We start from the raw sequence: 18578 nt of genomic DNA, 5'->3' as shown, positions 1-18578 counted from the left end.
GATTTTCCTTTAAAAATTCAATTGCTAATTCAGCAAATTACCTTTTTTGTGCTATTGTTTGTAACCATTCAATCAAGGGTCTTAAAGTTCCTGGCAATGCTGACTCACTGACAGTCACAGTATGCTGCTTACCGTTATCTTCTACTGTTAACTTATACTGAAAGCGATCGCTCTGGGGATTTGGCGAAGTAATTTGTTCAGGTAGTCTAAATAAATCAGCAGCTTCTACTAAGCAAGAAAGTGTGGCGGCTTCATTTGGCGGGAGAGTGTCTGTATCAACGGTTGTTTTCTTGGTAATCCCAGCAAAGCCGCCCGTGCGTTCAAAGGATATCCGCATTTTTTTGCTCTCCGTTGTGCTACTTAGTTGGGAGAAATACAAAGACTGGGAAATGATAGTTTTCACCTCCCAGTTTAGCAACAACAAACAACACATCTAAAAGTAAAGTTAGGAGTTAAGAATTAGGAGTTAGAAGTTAAGAAAAAACTCCTGCACAGACGCGATTAATCACGTCTCTACTCCTAACTCTTAATAACTCCCACCTTTTGCCAAGCGCTCTGCACAGCTTTCTGCTCATTACTCCCATCACCGTAGAGTTCGCCAGCAACTTGAATGGTGACGTTGGCAGCTTTTTTAAAATCTGCTTTGGCACTCAGGCGATCGCGTAAAGTTATGTACCATATTTTACCAACCGTTTCCCAGGCATAGCCTCCAATTTCCACAGCCGCTAGATAAAAAGCATAGTTAGGAATTCCTGAGTTGATATGCACCCCGCCGTTATCATCAGAACCAGTATATTTATCTTTCACATGGGCTGGTTGTGGATCTTTACCCAGTACTGGATCATCATATGCTGTTCCCGGTGCTTTCATTGAGCGCAGGGCAATACCTTTAACAGTGGGTGCCAAAAGACCTTCGCCAATCAGCCAATCAGCCTCTTGTGCAGTCTGATTTTTGGTCTTTTGTTTCACGAGGGAACCAAAGATATCAGAAAAGGATTCATTCAGTGCCCCTGGTTCGCCATAATACTGTAAACCCGCTTCATACTGGGTTACACCATGAGTTAGCTCATGCCCAATCACATCAATTGACTTCGTGAAGCCTTGAAACAGTTCTCCGTCCCCATCACCATAAACCATTTGGTCACCGTTCCAAAAGGCGTTGTCATATTTGACGCCATAATGCACAGTGGAGTCTAAACGCAGTCCCTTGTCATCAATCGAATTGCGATCGAATATCTCATGAAACAAGTCATAAGTAGCACCAGCAGCATCATAGGCTTCATTCACTGCTGGATCACTGCTAGGAGGATCGCCCTCAGCACGCACCAATGTGCCGGGGAGTTGCTGCCCATTTTTAACATCGTAAATAGTGCGGCGCTTCTCACCCGGAGAAGGTGCAAATGAGACATTACCTATGACATTTCTCCGTCCCAGAAATTGTGCCGAAACATTTAATGTATGAAAAGCCCAACTCCGCTGCTGGGGGTTGCCATTCACCGCCACATTTTCCAGCATGTGGGGCGGAACAATACAACAAATCGGGCACCTAGAGGCAAGTGGATGCTCATACTTAAACCTAGCTGATTTCTTTTTATTTCGAGCCATCCAAGATATTCTCCTTTTGAAACTAAGTGATGGCAAACAGTGGCTTTCACTGCACTAGAGAAAAGAGCAGAAAAAAGAATGCAAATCGCGTTTCCCTGGTTTCTTTTCTGAAGAAAATTCTCTCCTTTGTATTTTCAGATAGGTCTGTGGAGGATTGATAGTACCCTTACGGGTACTTCTGATGTGTAAATATTGCATAAAAATACAAGGACAGCTTCGATACCGCAAGTTTCAGCCAAAATCCTTGCATGAGTTAGCAAGACCTCCTTCACAGACCTAACGCGTTTATATATTAGTTCTGATCAAGGGAAATAATCTTATTTATTGCTGTTTTGTTACCATAAGGCTTATCTAACTTCCCTGGATTATTTGCCCAATCGCCAAAGTCTGCTTGTCTACCAGCCCACCGTTGTTGATATCCTGCTGCTGTGATTTTATCTTGGGCAAATTGCAGCATTCGAGGTGAGTAATATAGGGCAATTACTTGGGCATCTGGACAGCGGTTGAGTATCTTGAGACTAAGTTCCCCTGTACCACAACCTAATTCTAAAATACGCCGACTTGGGGAAAGTAGACAACGGGTCATCACCTCCAACATCTCATCGTATCTAGGTAACAGTTGGCGAATACCAGTGTCAAAATCAGCAGTGTTGGCGAATACCTCTCCGGGAAATAGCTGTTGCATGGGGATTAGAACAAATAGACACACTAATCAATCATTATTACTGAGATCCGCGTTACATCGTAGGAACAACTTTTAGTATTAAAAAATATTCATTCAATATACTTTTGGCAGAATACATATATCACATTCTATGTTATAAACCAGCAAGTTATCTCTCAATTTAAGCTGAAATCCCATGATTTTGAACTAAAAAGCCAATTTAACTCTTTTTTAAGATTTGTAAAGATAAAATGGCTCATGTATTGAGTTAAACTGATATGTGTAATAAGTAACTCTGATAAATTAAAAATTTTTGTTTTCAAAAGCTACTGACTTTGGTATATTAAATACTGAACAGAAAGTTAACTGAATCAAACTAGAAGTCCACTGCTATTCTGGGTAAAACAGAGTGTAGCAAGTTTAGCGATAAAAGGTTCGAGACTAATGCTAAAAAACAGCGAACTGAAGGTTAATCAGGGCTGTAATCTCAAATGGAAGCCCGGAGATAAACTATTTATCCAGTTTTCTCTATTAGAAATTTTGCGAATTAAAACAGTTATAGAACCTCTATATCTATAGATGGATATAACATAGTTCATCGTGAAGTTAATCTGCATTCAGGTGAATTTACTATAAGTCAATACTGGAGTTAATCTAAATTAAGGTTAACTTGCTGAATTTAGGTCAACAATCCCAAAAGAGCGCAAGCATCATGCCTATATTTTTGAATGGGACTAGTTGATTAGTCTTGAAATAACCTTGAATAAGAGGTTAACATAAATTTAGCTAAATAACGGTGTTAGTTAGTAACATCGTTTGCTAATAGTAATAAGCTTTTCTTAAGAAAGCTTGCTTTAGGGTGGCGGAAATTTTAGGTGTCCATAAGCCTCATTCGTTATTGCCACACATCAGGGTGAATCTAAAATTTTGCCTTAATTTTCACAAATTTTTCAATTAGATCAAGGTTAACAGCAATGAATAATGTTCAAGCATCGTTTCAAGCAACGGAAGCTGAATTTCGTGTGGAAGGTTACGAAAAAATTGAGTTTAGTCTTATCTATGTAAACGGTGCATTTGATATCAATAACAGAGAAATTGCAGACAGCTATAAAAAATTTGGTCGCTGTCTGACTGTGATTGATGCGAATGTCAATCGACTATATGGGAAGCAAATCAAGTCATATTTTAGACACTATGACATTGATGTAACTGTAGTTCCGATTGTGATTACTGAGCCAGCTAAAACCCTTGCAACCTTTGAAAAAATTGTTGATGCTTTTTCTGACTTTGGCTTAATCCGCAAGGAACCAGTGTTAGTAGTGGGTGGTGGTTTAATCACTGATGTAGCTGGGTTTGCGTGTGCTGCTTACCGTCGCAAGAGTAACTACATTCGCGTTCCTACAACATTGATTGGTTTGATTGATGCAGGTGTGGCGATTAAGGTTGCAGTCAACCATCACAAGTTTAAAAATCGCTTGGGTGCATATCATGCTCCTTTGAAAGTTATCCTTGATTTCTCCTTTTTGCAAACATTACCAACGGCTCAAGTTCGTAATGGGATGGCAGAGTTAGTCAAAATTGCTGTTGTTGCTAACTCTGAAGTCTTTGAATTGCTGGATGAGTATGGCGAAGAACTGCTTTCCACTCACTTTGGATATGTGAATGGCACAAGTGAACTCAAAGCGATCGCTCACAAACTCAATTACGAAGCAATTAAAACTATGCTGGAGTTAGAAACTCCTAACTTGCATGAATTAGACCTTGATCGCGTCATTGCCTACGGTCATACTTGGAGTCCGACCTTAGAATTAGCTCCGATGATACCTCTGTATCACGGTCATGCAGTCAATATAGACATGGCTTTATCTGCAACCATTGCAGCAAGACGTGGCTACATTACACCTGGGGAACGCGATCGCATTCTAAGCTTGATGAATCGTATCGGTTTATCAATCGATCATCCTCTACTAGATGGGGATTTGCTCTGGTATGCTACCCAGTGTATTAGCTTGACACGAGATGGCAAACAACGCGCAGCTATGCCGAAACCCATTGGTGAGTGCTTCTTTGTCAACGATTTTACCCGTGAAGAATTAGATGCAGCCTTAGCTGAACACAAAAATCTGTGTGCTACATACCCTCGTGGTGGAGATGGGATTGACGCTTACATAGATACTCAAGAAGAATCCAAACTATTGGGAGTGTGAAAACATGACCAGTATTTTAGGACGAGATACCGCTAGACCGATAACGCCACACAGCATTATGGTGGCGCAGCTACAGAAAACCCTCAGAATAGCAGAGGAAAGTAATATCCCTTTAGAGATATTGACATCTCTGCGCCAAGGGTTACAATTGGCGGCGGGTTTAGATCCTTACCTGGATGATTGCACTACCCCCGAATCAACAGCATTGACAGCACTAGCGCAGAAAACCAGCAAAGAAGACTGGAGTAAACGCTTTAGTGATGGTGAAACAGTGCGTCAACTAGAGCAGGAAATGCTCTCAGGACATCTTGAAGGACAGACACTGAAGATGTTTGTGCATATGACCAAGGCCAAAACCATCTTAGAAGTGGGAATGTTCACAGGATATTCAGCTTTGGCGATGGCGGAAGCATTACCAGATGATGGACGACTGATTGCTTGTGAGGTAGATTCTTATGTTGCCGAATTTGCTCAAACTTGCTTTCAGGAGTCTCCCCACGGCGACAAGATTGTTGTAGAAGTGGCACCCGCTCTACAAACACTCCACAAGCTGGCGGCAGCACAAGAATCATTTGATCTGATCTTCATTGATGCCGATAAAAAGGAGTATGTAGAGTACTTCAAAGTTATTTTGGATACTCACTTACTGGCTACAGACGGGTTAATCTGCGTAGATAATACTTTGTTGCAGGGACAAGTTTACCTACCATCTGAACAGCGGACTGCCAATGGCGAGGCGATCGCTCAATTCAACCGCATTGTCACCACAGATCCTCGTGTAGAGCAAGTTCTGTTACCCATACGAGATGGTCTGACTTTGATTAGACGCTTAGTGTAAGAGGTACAGAAAATTCGGGTAGTTCTCAATTCAAGACATCACAAAAAGGCTATTTTATAGCGGTTCTCAATTTGGATGCAATATCCAATAGGGGCGTACAGTGTCAACCTAGAACTAGGGCGAATGGAATTCGCGGCTACACAAACTCTCGTCCACCTCGGTGGACTAAGGAAAAATTGAGGGTTTGAAACCTACGCAGGTGGGTAAAATTTGTGTAGACGCGGTTTCTAACCGCCGTAACGTTGAGTTGACACTAATGTACAGCTGTACGCCCCTATAAAAGACCGCATTCCACGCAAAGGAATAAAATTATGGCCCAATCAGTTTCTTTATCTGTTCCTGAATCCATAACGCCATCAAAGGGTGTAAGGATAAAAATAGTAGCTCTATTCAAGACTCTTGGTACTTTAGCACTATTGCTAATAGCCTTGCCTATCAACGGTTTTGTAGTTTTACTATCCCTGCTGTGGGGCATTGTGCGTCGCCCGTTTACAAAAAAACCTGGCTTTGCTGCTCATCCTCAGAATATCTTGGTGAGTGGGGGCAAAATGACCAAAGCATTGCAACTTGCCCGTTCCTTCCATGCAGCAGGACACAGAGTTATTCTGATTGAAGGTCACAAATACTGGTTATCTGGGCATAGATTCTCAAATGCTGTGAGTCGTTTTTATACGGTTCCTACACCACAAGACGACCCAGAAGCCTACACCCAGGCGCTATTGGAAATTGTCAAACAAGAGAAGATTGACGTTTATGTACCCGTATGCAGCCCTGTAGCTAGTTATTACGACTCTTTGGCAAAGTCTGCACTGTCAGAATACTGTGAGGTTTTCCACTTCGATGCTGATATAACCAAGATGCTGGATGATAAATTTGCCTTTAGCGATCAGGCGCGATCGCTTGGTTTATCTGTTCCCAAGTCTTTTAAAATCACCGATCCTGAGCAAGTTATCAATTTCGATTTTAGTAAAGAAACGCGCAAATATATTCTAAAAAGTATTTCTTACGACTCAGTTCGCCGCTTAAATTTAACCAAACTTCCCTGTGATACCCCTGAAGAAACAGCAGCCTTTGTCAAGAGTTTACCCATCAGCCCAGAAAAACCTTGGATTATGCAAGAATTTATTCCTGGGAAAGAATTATGCACCCATAGTACGGTGCGGGATGGAGAATTAAGGTTGCATTGCTGCTCAAATTCTTCTGCATTTCAGATTAACTATGAAAATGTCGAAAATCCCCAAATTCGGGAATGGGTGCAACACTTCGTCAAAAGTTTGGGGCTGACTGGACAAGTGTCTCTTGACCTTATCGAAGCTGAAGATGGTACAGTATACGCCATTGAATGTAATCCTCGCACCCATTCGGCAATTACAATGTTCTACAATCACCCAGGTGTTGCAGAAGCCTATCTTGGTAAAACTCCTCTAGCTGCACCGCTACAACCATTAACTAATAGCAAGCCTACTTACTGGATATATCACGAAATCTGGCGATTGACTGGGATTCGTTCTGGGAAACAATTGCAAACTTGGTTGAAGAACTTAGTCCGAGGCACAGATGCCGTCTATCGCATGGATGATCCTCTACCATTTTTAACTTTGCACCACTGGCAGATTACCTTACTTCTGCTAAAAAATCTGCAACAACTCAAAGGCTGGGTAAAGATTGATTTTAATATCGGCAAACTGGTGGAATTAGGGGGCGACTGAGGGTAGGGAGTTAGGAGTTAGTAATTCTTCTCCTAAGTTAGCCCTAAGCTTTTTGGCTATTTTTGCGTAAGTCCTAAGCTTATCTTTATCAATTCAAAAACAAAGTACAATATTGCTGAAAAGTTGGTGAAGTCGTCAGGCTAAATATAATTCTGTGGAATTGGGGTTTCAAACTCAAATTCCACAACGCCAAATCACTAATCTGTTACACCTGTAATTGAGAACTGCTATAGTCACTAAAGAATTTCCTTTTCTCTGAGCCAAGAAATTAAGTTTTTGACTTTTCCTCTTAAAGTGTATTGAGAAGTTTCAATTATATTAGTTTCTGGGATATCAGAAATTAACTTTGCAACTACACCAAACGTAGAAGTTTTGTCGTATATTAGATAATTACATTTGCTTAATAAATAGATATCTACTAAAGCTTGAACACCATTTTCAAACCTATCTGGACATTCAGGATTCTGATGTAAAGAAGATCCTGACATTGGATACCACTTATCTGTTACTAAAATATTAGTATATTTAGTTCTAAAAAAATCTTCTACTTCTTTATTATCAGTTGCTAAAAATATCAAAATTTTAGGATCTTTTTCATAAATCTTATCAATAAAATTTAAGTATGTATTAATTGAAGATTTTCTATCAGTATATCTAACATGAACCCCGATTACGTTATCTTCAAAAGAATTATTTATAGTTTTTTTTATAGTTGCTTGAATATTAGGTTGTAAACTCAGATTTTCTTTAATTATCTTTTTTAAGATAGTTTCATTGCTCAGACTTTGTAGATAAGCAAAATCACCTAAAAAATGTTGTCTTAACTTATAAGTCTCTGTTACAAACGACCATCTAATCAAAACATCTTCACTATAATCGATGCGCGACATATTAGTAGTATATTTTGCCCATATTCTAGGGTTATTGTATCTCAAATCAGCTTCAGATTCATATAATCCCAATACTTCATTCACAGATTTCTCTAAGTTATTCTTCCATAAACTTGGATTGACAGATTGAGTAGAAGGTATTTCTGAAGCTTGAGTAAGATGATGAAGATTAAAATATTTAGGAAAAACATTGCTGCGACTATCGGAGTAAGTCTCATCGCTCCAATCAACAATTATCTTTCTATTAGTAAGCTGAGTATATAAAATACTGTCCAAGAGAGCGAGAAAACGATTTCCCATCCCTGCTTTCCCTTTCGCTACTAAAAATTTATCTCCAACCATTTCTAATTCCTCCTAACAACTTTAAAATAAAATAAGTGATCGTTCATCGGGTGTAATCAACATAAAACACCTTTGATAGAATCAATAATGAACCAACAAAACTAAGCATAACTAAATAAATCATCCTGATCTTACGCTTGAGGGAGTTTTTTCCAATCTTTTGATGAAACTACGACTTAGACATTGACAGAAAAGACCAAATATAGGTAATTTGAAAAACTACATCTGCCGTCGGGGCACAGCATTGCTGTGCCTGTAGGGTGCGAGTCTATTTACCCCTAAAGAATGATTAATAAAAGCCTAAAACGTCCTATTTTGGGAAATGCATATCATAATTGATTTGTACAGTGCATAAGTCGGATAAATTTACTTTCAGTAAACACAGCTATTTTGCTCAATGTTTTATAGTTTACCAAAATCATCTCATTAATGATAACCCAAATCAATGATTGACAAAATTGCCAAGTAAGGTCTTATCTCTTTAAACCTAATTTCTAGCCACCATATTGAGTTTACCAACAGGCTACTAGGATGTTGGTAAGAGAAGGTTTTTTGTTATGGGGATACTAATACCCTTACTACTCGTCAATTTGACCAACGCGGCGGATATTCAGAATGTCGCTCATTTTCTTAATTTGGACGAACACTTGCTCTAGTTGAGAGCGATCGCGTATATCTATTCCTAAGTCCATCAATGCAGGTTGACCAGTAGCGGTTTTCACCTGGGCATGGCGGACATTGATTCCTTGGTCACTCAACCGTGACAAAATATCCTTTAGCACCCCTACGCGGTCAAGGGCTTCAATTTGAACATCCACTGGGTAAGTGTGCGGGCGACCACTATTTTCGGCGACTGGGTTCCACCTAACTGGTACTAAGCGCTCATACTCCACACTCTCCAGATTATGGCAGCCTTGGCGATGAATCGAAATCCCCCTACCTCGCGTCACCACACCAATAATTGGTTCGCCAGGAATCGGGGTACAACACCCAGCTAAATAATACACCAACCCTTCTACCCCAACAATTGGCGAATCTGTGGAGCGGGAGGTAGTTGCAGGTGCATCTCGCAAAGCTTTTGATGTAGTTGGTTCTTTGGGGAGAAATAGCGGCACAGTGGAAACTGGTTGTTGTCCCTTCGCCACTTCTCGCCAACGATTTAGCACTAGATTCAATGTAACTTCACCGTAACCCAAACCGGCAAGTAAATCTTCCACGCTGTGGTAGTTACACTTTTCAGCGACAATCTCCATTGCATCCGACTTCAGCAGACTATCAAAACCAGTTTTACCAAGTTCCTTTTCTAACAATTCCCGTCCACGGGCGACATTTTCTTCCCGGCGCGATCGCTTGTACCATTGTTTTATCCGATATTTCGCCGCCGAAGTTCTGACAAAATTCAACCAATCCAAACTCGGATGGCCGTTTTTTTGGGTGAGAACCTCTACAATATCGCCATTTTGCAGCCGTGTTGACAGAGATACCATTCGCCCATTCACCCGCGCCCCTGAACAATGGTTCCCCACTTCCGTATGAATCCGATAAGCAAAATCTACAGTAGTAGCACCAGGACTTAAAGGAACAACATCACCTTTCGGGGTGAAGACATAGACATCATCTTCAAATAAATTGTCTTTGACGCTATCAAGATATTCTTGTGCATCCTTGAGATCAGTTTGCCATTCCAGCAGCTGCCGCAGCCAAGTAAACTTGTCATCTGTCGCTGTCAAATGGCTAATACTAGAACCTCCTGTTTCTTTATACTTCCAATGGGCAGCAATCCCATACTCAGCGATATGATGCATTTCGATTGTCCGAATTTGCACCTCCAAAGGACGGCCAGTTAGTCCAATCACTCCAGTATGCAACGACTGGTAACGGTTAGGCTTTGGCAATCCAATATAGTCCTTAAATCTCCCAGGAATTGGACGAAAAACATCATGAACCACCGCCAACGCTCGATAGCAATCCTGATTGGTTTGAACAATAATCCGCAACGCAGCCAAATCGTAAATTTCATGAAATTCCTTTTGCTGACGGTGCATTTTTTGGTAAATGCTATAAAGGTGCTTAGGGCGACCGCTAATCTCTTGAAAGTGGATTTCAGCTTGCTGCAAACGCTCTTCCAACATGTTCGTAGCTTTAACCAATTTCTCTTCTCGCGCCGTCCGTTTTTCGGAAACATGCTCTTGCATTTGGCGGTAAGCTTCCGGTTCCAAATACTTAAAAGCCAAATCTTCCAGTTCCCATTTAATTCGCCAAATCCCCAGGCGATTGGCTAAAGGCGCGAAGATATCTCGCGTTTCCTGGGCACTGCGGCGGCGGCTGGCCTCTGACATGTATTGTAAAGTTCGCATATTATGCAAACGATCTGCCAATTTGACCACAATTACTCGAATATCTTGCGCCATTGCCAAAAACATCCGCCGGAAGTTTTCTGCTTGGCTTTCGGTTTTGCTTGTGAAATTGATTTTAGAAAGCTTGGTGACACCTTCGACCAATTGTCGCACTTCTGAACCAAAGCGTTCTTCTATTTCTTGACTTGTAACTTCTGTATCTTCAACGACATCATGGAGAAATCCAGCTGCTATCATAGCAGCACTACCTCCCAAGTCATGCAGCAAGTCAGCTACAGCGATGGGATGAGCAATGTATGGTTCTCCCGATTTGCGATATTGACCTTGATGCAGTTGGTAGGCAAATTCAAATGCGCGACCAATTAAAACTACATCATTATGCCTTCGGTCACCTTCAGCTTCATTGCTAATTGTCGATGACTCCTTCAAACATTTTTTTAACCATTCTGGAATGGTTAGATCAACAGATGAATTTATAGCTAGGCTGCTCATACAATTGGGTTTAGAGTGGATCGGTAGATAATGTGAATGATAAATAAAACTGGCAGCATCGCCCGAAGAAGATGCTGTCGCCCAGAGACGGGTAGAAAAAACAGTGTAAGGATGATTCTCCAATTGCCGTTGGTAGTCATCCGGTGTAAGTTTCAAGGATCATAAAGAAAATGGATTGATGGGAAACAAAGCCTCAAACCATGATTTGAGACTTTTAGTGCTGATAAGTCTTAAGAAAGTTTATTGTAGAAGAAAAATTACTTGACATTAATATATCTTAATTAGTACTAGATGTCTTTAAACCGTGAAAAATATCTGGCACTCGTAACCTTGTTAGAGCAATTACGCTCCGATGCCACAACTACCCAAATCGTTGCGCCCGAACTGCGAGTGCGTGTAGCCTCGTTGCAGCAATTTTTCGGGCAGCAAATTGTGCCTTTGGCTGATGAAAACTGGCAAGTGCAGTCTTATCAAACGGAGATGAGCAAGCAACTGCGCCTGTTGGAAATAGATGTGATGTTTTTGCAAGGAGCGCGGCAGGCTTCTACTGCACAAACGAGACTTCAGACGATTAGCGATCGCTTGACAACTCTCATTCAATACTGTGATGCCATTTTGCAACCAGAAGCGGAAAAAGAAAAATAACAATTCTTTACCTTTTTCTCTAATTAATCCATCATCTCATTTACGACCGTTCGTGAAAAGTTATTTTGGCAACAAGTTGGACATTGGGAATTAGTTATTCTCTTTGTCCCTCTAAAGTTCTGATCTAAGACTTTCTTAGATCAAATTTGTCTTCCTTGTCCCCATGCGCCATGCCCAATGCCCTATACGCCATTCCCAATACCTTTGAGGAGAAGATTCATTGTGCGGCGCATGTACGCTTTTACTGGCTCAGTTGTGGGTTTGAAGATCAGTGCATAATATAGTGATCCGCTCACGAGATCGATAATTAAGTCTACGTCTGCATCCTTGTGAATTTCGCCTCTAGATTTGGCACGCTCAAGTACTTTAGAAAAGGCTTCACGTCGAAGTTTTGTATATTTTGTCCAGTAAACCTCTGCAAACTGAGGATTGCTAGACGCTGTACTGATGATCAAGGCGAGTGTCTGACGACCAAGGGGACTATCTATTTTTTTGGTGGCATTATTGATTAGGATATCCATGTCTCCCCAAAAGCTACCAGTATCGGGGATTGCTAAATCATCCCTCAGACTTTCTATCGCGTCTGCAACTAGTTCTTCTTTGGAAGTGTAACGCCGATAGATGGTCGTTTTACCAACTCCAGCCCGGGAAGCGATCGCTTCTATACTCATACTTTGATATCCTACCTCTGCAAGCAGATCCAAAGTCGCTTGCAGAATAGCTTGGTCAGCGTGGATGCTGCGTGGGCGTCCAGAAGCGCTGTTAATTTGGTTACTCATAAAAATATCATCCCCAAGCAATATCTTCTTGGCCATTTGCTTCTACTTTTGGGCATTGAACATACCCGATGGGAAACAAATAAGCCCTATAACCCAATTCTTGTACATGAAAACAGCAGGAGTGACTATCCATCTTTAGCATAGGTATTTCTGCCACTTTTCATTGAAAACTCTCTTGACCGTTTCAATATGATACGCTACGGTAGCGTATATATACAATATTTAATTTTAGCTTTGGGTTGGGCTACGCCAAAGCCAGGTATCGGTTTGACATCTTCCAAATATTATTTGTGCTAATAATGGCTACCAACATTAAACATTCAACTTTTGATCAATTTGGTTATGTGCAGGGACCATTGAAGTGGGCGATCGCTTTCACAGCTTCCATTGGTGCAGTCTTAGAAGTGATTGATACCAGTATTGTTAACGTTGCTCTGACTGACATCCAAGCTAGTTTGGGTGCAACTGTTAGTGAAGTTGGTTGGGTGGTGACTGGATATGCGATCGCTAACGTCGTTTTAATTCCCTTATCTGCATGGCTGGGAGATTACTTTGGGCGCAAAACCTACTTCATCTTCTCGTTGATTGGCTTTACCCTTGCCTCCGTTTTATGCGGGTTGGCATTTAATTTACCAATGCTAGTTTTTTCTCGAATTCTTCAAGGTTTATGTGGTGGGGGGTTGCTAGCTAAAGCACAAGCGATTTTGTTCGAGACTTTTCCACCTGCTGAACAAGGTATGGCTCAGGCAGTTTTTGGGGTAGGTGTAATTTCTGGTCCAGCCATTGGCCCAACTTTAGGAGGATTCTTGGTAGATGGTTTGGGCTGGCGGTGGATTTTCTTTGTTAATATTCCCTTCGGGATCGTTGCAGTGGCGATGTCCTTTGTATTTTTGCTCAAAGACAAAGACAAGAGCCAGACACAAAGCCAAGCTGTCGATTGGTTCGGGATTGGGTTTTTGGTTATTGCTATCGGCTCTATACAAACTTTGTTAGAGGAAGGAGAGGAAGACGATTGGTTTTCCTCCGGTTTCATCACCACGTTGGCGATCGCTAGTATTATCGGATTGGGACTGTTTATTTGGCGAGAACTGAAAACAGATCACCCGGCTGTGGATTTGAGAGTTTTGCGTCACCGTTCTTTAGCTGCGGGAAGCGTTCTCTCAGCACTGGTGGGTATGGGGCTTTATGGGACACTCTTTGCTGTGCCGATTTTCGCTCAGAGTGTGCTGCAATTTACGGCAACACAGACAGGACTATTATTAGCACCTGGGGCTTTAGCGTCTGCGATCGTTATGGTTTTATTAGGCAAACTGTCTAGTAAAATTGATGCCAGAATATTAATTGCAATGGGCGCTGTCGGATCATCTGGAGTCATGTTTCAACTAGCAACAATTACCCCACAAACCGGCACAGATGATTTATTTTGGCCATTGGTATGGCGTGGGGCTTTTACTGTGTTGATGTTTCTCCCTTTGAGTTTGGCAGTTTTAGGCCCGCTACCCAAACAAGATGTTTCTGCTGGGTCTGGTTTCTACAACCTCACCCGACAACTAGGTGGTAGCATCGGCATTGCCCTACTCACCACTCTGCTTGACCGACGAGAGGCTTTTCATCGAGCCATCCTGTTAGCAAAACTTAGTCCTTATGATTCTGAAACCAATCAGCGCCTCGATGCACTCAACGGGGCACTCCAAAGCCAAGGTATGGATGCGACTACAGCTCAACAACAAGCACTAGCTTTATTAAGTCAAATAGTAGATACCCAAGCGGCTGTTTTATCTTACGCAGATTGCTTTCGAGTCGTAGGCGTGGCGTTCCTTTGCTCATTACCCCTGTTACTATTCCTGGGTAAAGGCGGTGCAGGGGCGAAAGCGCCAGTCGGTCACTAGGGGTAAAGTAAATAGTGATCGCAGTCTCATTTTAACATGAGTTCGACAAACCTCTCCCTGTCTTGAACTTTAGTTCAAGTCTGTCTCTCTGGGAGTCGGAGAAGGACAGGTTTTGCGTAGTCAAACCTCTTAGAGGTTTTTTGATTCAACTAACTAGACAGATATGATATGACCTGTCGAACTCACGTAATCTTAAATTCTCTAATTGCAAAACTACGTAAAAACACGGGTTAAAAATTATTCTCTACCGGAAGTCACTAAAAAGGCTTAATATATACCCATATATGTGGCTCAGAAAAGTAAAAGCCCTGCTCAGTTTTGAGCCGGACTATGTGAAGTTTTATTGCTAAAATTAGAAATCTTTATCTTAGAAAAAGTTCATTATTGTAATAATGCTTACGCTGGTTAACATCATTAAAGCGCCCATAATAATAGATTCGCCTAAGGGATTACGGGATTTTGAATTGTTCATTTAAGTAAAATCCTTTTTGTTAATAGTTCCTTAACCATATCAACATCAGTATAAATATCCATAAAAGTATTGTAAAACTTAAGAAACCGTAAAGTTTCTTAGTAAATACTGAATTAATTACTTATGTATTAATTTTTACTTTTAATCGTTTATTTTCCTGGTCTCTCCAGTTCCATAATGTAGTGATTCCCGAACAGAATAATTACCTGAACTCCGAGCGGAATACGCGCCTTTGTGAGCTAAAATAAATCTTAATCAAGGTAAAAATATTTGAACAGAAGATTATCATGACAGTCTCCACGGCATCTAGAAACCAAACGAGCGCTTTTGACTTAGACAAATTAAATGAGCAATTTGAAAGTGCCACTCCCAAAGAAATACTGGCATGGTCTATAGACAATATCCCAACGGGACTGGTGCAAACGAGCGCCTTTAACGTGGATGACATGATAATTACCCATATTCTTTACAGTGAACTGAAGCATCCCGTTCCTGTGATATTTCTCGACACCTTGCACCACTTTGACGAAAGCCTAGAATTAGTTGCCAAAGCTAAACAAGTCTACAACCTGGATTTGCAAACTTACAAAACTCCAGATGTAGACACCCGCGAAGCCTTTGAAGCCAAATACGGCGACAAACTTTGGGACAAGGATATTGCCCAATTCCACCACGTTACAAAAATTGAACCACTGCTACGGGGTTTAGACGAACTCAACAGCGTCGCTTGGATCACCGGACGCCGCCGTGACCAAGCAGTAACGCGTGCTAATATGCCCATATTTGAATTAGACGGTAAAGGTCGGCTGAAAGTAAATCCCATAGCCGCCTGGACACGTCAAGACAGCTGGGTTTACGTCGCTGAACACGGAGTCATCTACAACCCTCTACACGATAAAGGTTATCCCAGCATTGGCGACCAACCCATCACCACCAAAGTAGGTGAAGGCGAAGACGAACGGGCCGGACGTTGGCGGGGAAGTGAAAAAACAGAATGCGGAATTCATATTTAAGGGGAAGTAGGGAGTAGGGAGTGGGGAATAGAATAAAAGAAGAATTTCCCCCAACTCTCCCCTTCTTTGGTTACTCTGAGCCTTTGCGGTTAGATAATACTGTTACACAACAAATTTAGGCAAGCAATTACAAACTGCTTAAATCATAAGTGTTTTGGGATTATCAAGCGTGCTATTCGTAACAGATGCAGATAGCTGGCATTGCTCCCTTGACGATCGCAGATGTATGTAATGCTCACTGATGGGCTGCACCAGGCAATTCACCAGCTACGGTACGGTGGGTGTGATCCCAATACAGTTCGGATAAGCACTCTTCATCTAAGAGTGTGGTTTGGGAAAACGGAAAAGGTTTGAATTTAGCCTTTTCTCAGAAATTCTGATAATTATTTGTAATTGCTTACCTACTTCGTATAAGTTAATTCTCAATTACATGATTAAATTATCAGTAAATAGCAGCTACTTGCTGGTTTATTGAGAGTTAATAGCAGATGGAGAGTAAGTGTAGGTGTGACAAATGGTGTTAAGGCAAATATTGAAAATTCTGCTGGTTACAGGCTCTATTTGGTTCGATGTTGCACTTATTGCAAGGGCTACTGAAGTACACTCTCAACAGATACAAAATGAATCTGCGTTCGCAAAAGTACTACGCGATTTCAGAACGATTAGAGAGATTCCACGACTAGGCGAAGTAGAATTTGCTAGCACAAGGCACGATTTCGTGGGAGTTGTTACCCCAACTTTCCTTAGACGAAGGAGTTTTGTTTGATGATTCTCTTCCTTACGATTGCCCTTCAAAGAAAACTTTTGGCTAAATCCCTGTATGCTGTAGTCGGGCGATACCTTTAGCAACCCCTCTAGTCTACCCACTTTCAAGACGCTGTATAGCCTAGATGCGGCGATCGCTCAGTTAAGTGTAGTAGAGAGTGTTGCGATCGCAATCGTCGTGCATTACAACAAGATTCCGCAACTCATATCAGGGTCTTAGTGCAAGAGCCAAGATCGTAATAAAAGCAAACTAAGCGATCGCTGCTTCGACTAAAAACAAAGTTGCCATTCTGCAAGATACTAAAGATACTTGTGGTTGAGCAGTCAAAGGCTATGGAGACAATTTCATCAGTACAATACCATCAACAGCATCTTGAAAACCGCAAGGGTTATGAAGTTGCCTACAATACTGAAGGTTATGATCGCATTGTCAAATATAGTGATCGCTATGTTACAGGCAGTTATCGTGAAGTTCAACTGCGACACGGAGTCCATCTGGTACTGTATGATGGCACATGGCTGAGTGACTTAAGTGTAGAAAACTTGTTTGACAGTCATCAATGGATTGTAGCAAGGTTTTCTCTGGCAGGAAGTAGTAGGATAATGATTTCTGGAAATCAAGATAAATCCTTCAAAGCTGATTATATACACCAAGCGGGTAAAAATTATTTATTTTATTTGTCAGATATAAAACAAATTGACGAAGTGGCAGTAGGTACAGAACTGACAATTCTAATTCTTTTCAACTTCGATTTCTTTAGGTCATTTTCTACAGGTTCAGAAGTTCTACCTGAACCATTACAAGTACTGCTAGAGTCTGATACTCTGCCTCTATTTCATCGTCAAGTTGGTCAAATCACCCACCAAATGCATTTAGCCTTAGAGCAAATCTTGCATTCTCCTCATCAGGGGATGATGAAGCGGATGTATTTAGAAAGCAAAGTCATCGAACTTTTATCGTGGCAATTGACTCAGTTTGTCGAAACTGAACAAGGACAGTACCCAGTTACTAGTCTCAAGCCTGTTGATGTGGAAAAGATTTACCAGGCTAAGGAAATTTTAATTCAAAATCAGATCGAGCCACCTTCACTAATTGATTTAGCACAACTTGTCGGGCTGCATCATATGAAGCTAAAACTTGGCTTTCGTGAGATTTTTGGCACAACTGCATTTGCCTGTTTGCGGGATTATCGTTTGGAAGAAGCAAAGCAGTTTTTACAAGAGGGCAAAATGACTGTGGAAGAAGTGGTAAATGTGGTTGGTTACTCACATCTAGGTCATTTTAGAAACGCTTTTAAGCGCAAGTTTGGTATTACCCCTGGTGCTTGTCGAGCCGGGAAGATTGTTATGGAATGATCATGTAAAAGGGGTTAGGGATTAGGAATAAGAGTGGAAAAATTAACGTCAGTGCGATGAATCTTACTCTCCTATAAGGCTACGGTGTACACACAAGTCTGGAATAATTTACACATCTGAGTTTAAGAATAGGTTTTACCCCACCCTAACCCTCATCGATGTATTGGGGCTAGGGTATACACACAAGTATGACCAGCATAGGTTTGAACTCTTCTAATAGTTTCGTAGGGTGCATTATGGACACGCCGATATAACAAATGAGTCTGCCGATATAACGAATGCGTTGGCTAGCAAGAACCGCAGGCATCGCCATGATTGCAACAATTTAGCTTTGTCACGCCAGCGTAACGCACTGCAAATCTTTGGTAGATGAAGTTTTTCCGACTTGTGTACACCACCGTAGGATGTATTGGGGAGGGAACTAGATTTCCGGTTTCCCGCCTTTATAAGGGGGGATTAAGGTAGGGAAAAATTAATGCTACGCTCTTGCCGCGACCAGTTAAAACTTGTCCTTTATGGTCTAATTTTTGTCCTCTATGGCCTAGATTTGTTGTG

12 protein-coding genes and 1 pseudogene are annotated in these 18578 nt (G+C 41.4%); 7 read left to right on the top strand and 6 right to left on the bottom strand.

The annotated features are described in order from the left end of the window. Positions 1 to 37 precede the first annotated feature (37 nt). The 3 genes and pseudogenes from V7K46_RS14630 to V7K46_RS14620 form a co-directional block, all read right to left on the bottom strand. The gene (locus V7K46_RS14630) at positions 38 to 337 is read right to left on the bottom strand and encodes a protealysin inhibitor emfourin (protein ID WP_273763618.1); all 300 of its coding nucleotides are present in this window, start codon (positions 335 to 337) and stop codon (positions 38 to 40) included. 182 nt (positions 338 to 519) lie between these two features. Next, entirely contained in the window at positions 520 to 1605 is a 1086-nt protein-coding gene (locus V7K46_RS14625; RefSeq protein ID WP_335114238.1) for a M4 family metallopeptidase, read from the bottom strand. A 349-nt stretch (positions 1606 to 1954) separates the two neighbouring features. Then, positions 1955 to 2290: pseudogene (locus tag V7K46_RS14620) on the bottom strand (class I SAM-dependent methyltransferase); the annotation flags it as partial. 953 nt (positions 2291 to 3243) lie between these two features. Between V7K46_RS14620 and V7K46_RS14615 the strand changes: the two are divergent. The 3 genes from V7K46_RS14615 (at position 3244) to V7K46_RS14605 (ending at position 7023) form a co-directional block, all read left to right on the top strand. Beyond that, the gene (locus V7K46_RS14615; protein ID WP_335114236.1) at positions 3244 to 4476 is read left to right on the top strand and encodes a sedoheptulose 7-phosphate cyclase; all 1233 of its coding nucleotides are present in this window, start codon (positions 3244 to 3246) and stop codon (positions 4474 to 4476) included. A 4-nt stretch (positions 4477 to 4480) separates the two neighbouring features. Next, positions 4481 to 5314, top strand: coding sequence for an O-methyltransferase (locus V7K46_RS14610; RefSeq protein WP_335114234.1), 834 nt, complete (start codon positions 4481 to 4483; stop codon positions 5312 to 5314). A 311-nt stretch (positions 5315 to 5625) separates the two neighbouring features. Beyond that, positions 5626 to 7023, top strand: coding sequence for an ATP-grasp domain-containing protein (locus V7K46_RS14605; protein WP_335114232.1), 1398 nt, complete (start codon positions 5626 to 5628; stop codon positions 7021 to 7023). A gap of 236 nt (positions 7024 to 7259) precedes the next feature. Here V7K46_RS14605 and V7K46_RS14600 read toward each other — a convergent pair whose 3' ends face one another. After that, positions 7260 to 8255, bottom strand: coding sequence for a nodulation protein NodZ (locus V7K46_RS14600; protein WP_335114230.1), 996 nt, complete (start codon positions 8253 to 8255; stop codon positions 7260 to 7262). Positions 8256 to 8833: 578 nt separating this feature from the next. Beyond that, the gene (locus V7K46_RS14595; RefSeq protein WP_335114492.1) at positions 8834 to 11104 is read right to left on the bottom strand and encodes a RelA/SpoT family protein; all 2271 of its coding nucleotides are present in this window, start codon (positions 11102 to 11104) and stop codon (positions 8834 to 8836) included. Positions 11105 to 11395: 291 nt separating this feature from the next. Between V7K46_RS14595 and patD the strand changes: the two genes are divergently transcribed. After that, positions 11396 to 11749 (top strand): heterocyst frequency control protein PatD, encoded by a 354-nt coding sequence (gene patD, locus V7K46_RS14590; RefSeq protein WP_335114228.1) that lies wholly within the window; start codon positions 11396 to 11398, stop codon positions 11747 to 11749. A gap of 182 nt (positions 11750 to 11931) precedes the next feature. On the opposite strand, the gene V7K46_RS14585 is transcribed toward patD, so the two are convergent. Next, positions 11932 to 12528, bottom strand: a complete 597-nt coding sequence (locus tag V7K46_RS14585) for a TetR/AcrR family transcriptional regulator (RefSeq protein WP_335114226.1) — start codon at positions 12526 to 12528, stop codon at positions 11932 to 11934. Positions 12529 to 12827: 299 nt separating this feature from the next. Here V7K46_RS14585 and V7K46_RS14580 point away from each other — a divergent pair, with 299 nt between their 5' ends. The 3 genes from V7K46_RS14580 to V7K46_RS14570 all read left to right on the top strand — a co-directional run bounded on the left by V7K46_RS14580 (position 12828) and on the right by V7K46_RS14570 (position 18023). Further along, positions 12828 to 14417 (top strand): DHA2 family efflux MFS transporter permease subunit, encoded by a 1590-nt coding sequence (locus tag V7K46_RS14580; protein ID WP_335114224.1) that lies wholly within the window; start codon positions 12828 to 12830, stop codon positions 14415 to 14417. Positions 14418 to 15176: 759 nt separating this feature from the next. Further along, the gene (gene cysH / locus V7K46_RS14575) at positions 15177 to 15902 is read left to right on the top strand and encodes a phosphoadenosine phosphosulfate reductase (protein WP_335114222.1); all 726 of its coding nucleotides are present in this window, start codon (positions 15177 to 15179) and stop codon (positions 15900 to 15902) included. Positions 15903 to 17000: 1098 nt separating this feature from the next. Next, positions 17001 to 18023 (top strand): helix-turn-helix transcriptional regulator, encoded by a 1023-nt coding sequence (locus tag V7K46_RS14570; RefSeq protein ID WP_335114220.1) that lies wholly within the window; start codon positions 17001 to 17003, stop codon positions 18021 to 18023. The last annotated feature ends 555 nt before the right edge of the window (positions 18024 to 18578 follow it).

Source organism: Nostoc sp. (assembly GCF_036917395.1).
Taxonomy (GTDB): domain Bacteria; phylum Cyanobacteriota; class Cyanobacteriia; order Cyanobacteriales; family Nostocaceae; genus Nostoc.
This window is presented reverse-complemented; position numbering and strand designations above follow the sequence as displayed.

Bases quoted from the DNA above. Each gene is read 5' to 3' on its own strand.
- cysH (WP_335114222.1), top strand. From the start codon at position 15,177: ATGACAGTCTCCACGGCATCTAGAAACCAAACGAGCGCTTTTGACTTA.
- V7K46_RS14615 (WP_335114236.1), top strand. From the start codon at position 3,244: ATGAATAATGTTCAAGCATCGTTTCAAGCAACGGAAGCTGAATTTCGT.
- V7K46_RS14610 (WP_335114234.1), top strand. From the start codon at position 4,481: ATGACCAGTATTTTAGGACGAGATACCGCTAGACCGATAACGCCACAC.
- V7K46_RS14630 (WP_273763618.1), bottom strand. From the start codon at position 337: ATGCGGATATCCTTTGAACGCACGGGCGGCTTTGCTGGGATTACCAAG.
- patD (WP_335114228.1), top strand. From the start codon at position 11,396: ATGTCTTTAAACCGTGAAAAATATCTGGCACTCGTAACCTTGTTAGAG.
- V7K46_RS14570 (WP_335114220.1), top strand. From the start codon at position 17,001: ATGGAGACAATTTCATCAGTACAATACCATCAACAGCATCTTGAAAAC.
- V7K46_RS14595 (WP_335114492.1), bottom strand. From the start codon at position 11,104: ATGAGCAGCCTAGCTATAAATTCATCTGTTGATCTAACCATTCCAGAA.
- V7K46_RS14600 (WP_335114230.1), bottom strand. From the start codon at position 8,255: ATGGTTGGAGATAAATTTTTAGTAGCGAAAGGGAAAGCAGGGATGGGA.
- V7K46_RS14625 (WP_335114238.1), bottom strand. From the start codon at position 1,605: ATGGCTCGAAATAAAAAGAAATCAGCTAGGTTTAAGTATGAGCATCCA.
- V7K46_RS14585 (WP_335114226.1), bottom strand. From the start codon at position 12,528: ATGAGTAACCAAATTAACAGCGCTTCTGGACGCCCACGCAGCATCCAC.
- V7K46_RS14580 (WP_335114224.1), top strand. From the start codon at position 12,828: ATGGCTACCAACATTAAACATTCAACTTTTGATCAATTTGGTTATGTG.
- V7K46_RS14605 (WP_335114232.1), top strand. From the start codon at position 5,626: ATGGCCCAATCAGTTTCTTTATCTGTTCCTGAATCCATAACGCCATCA.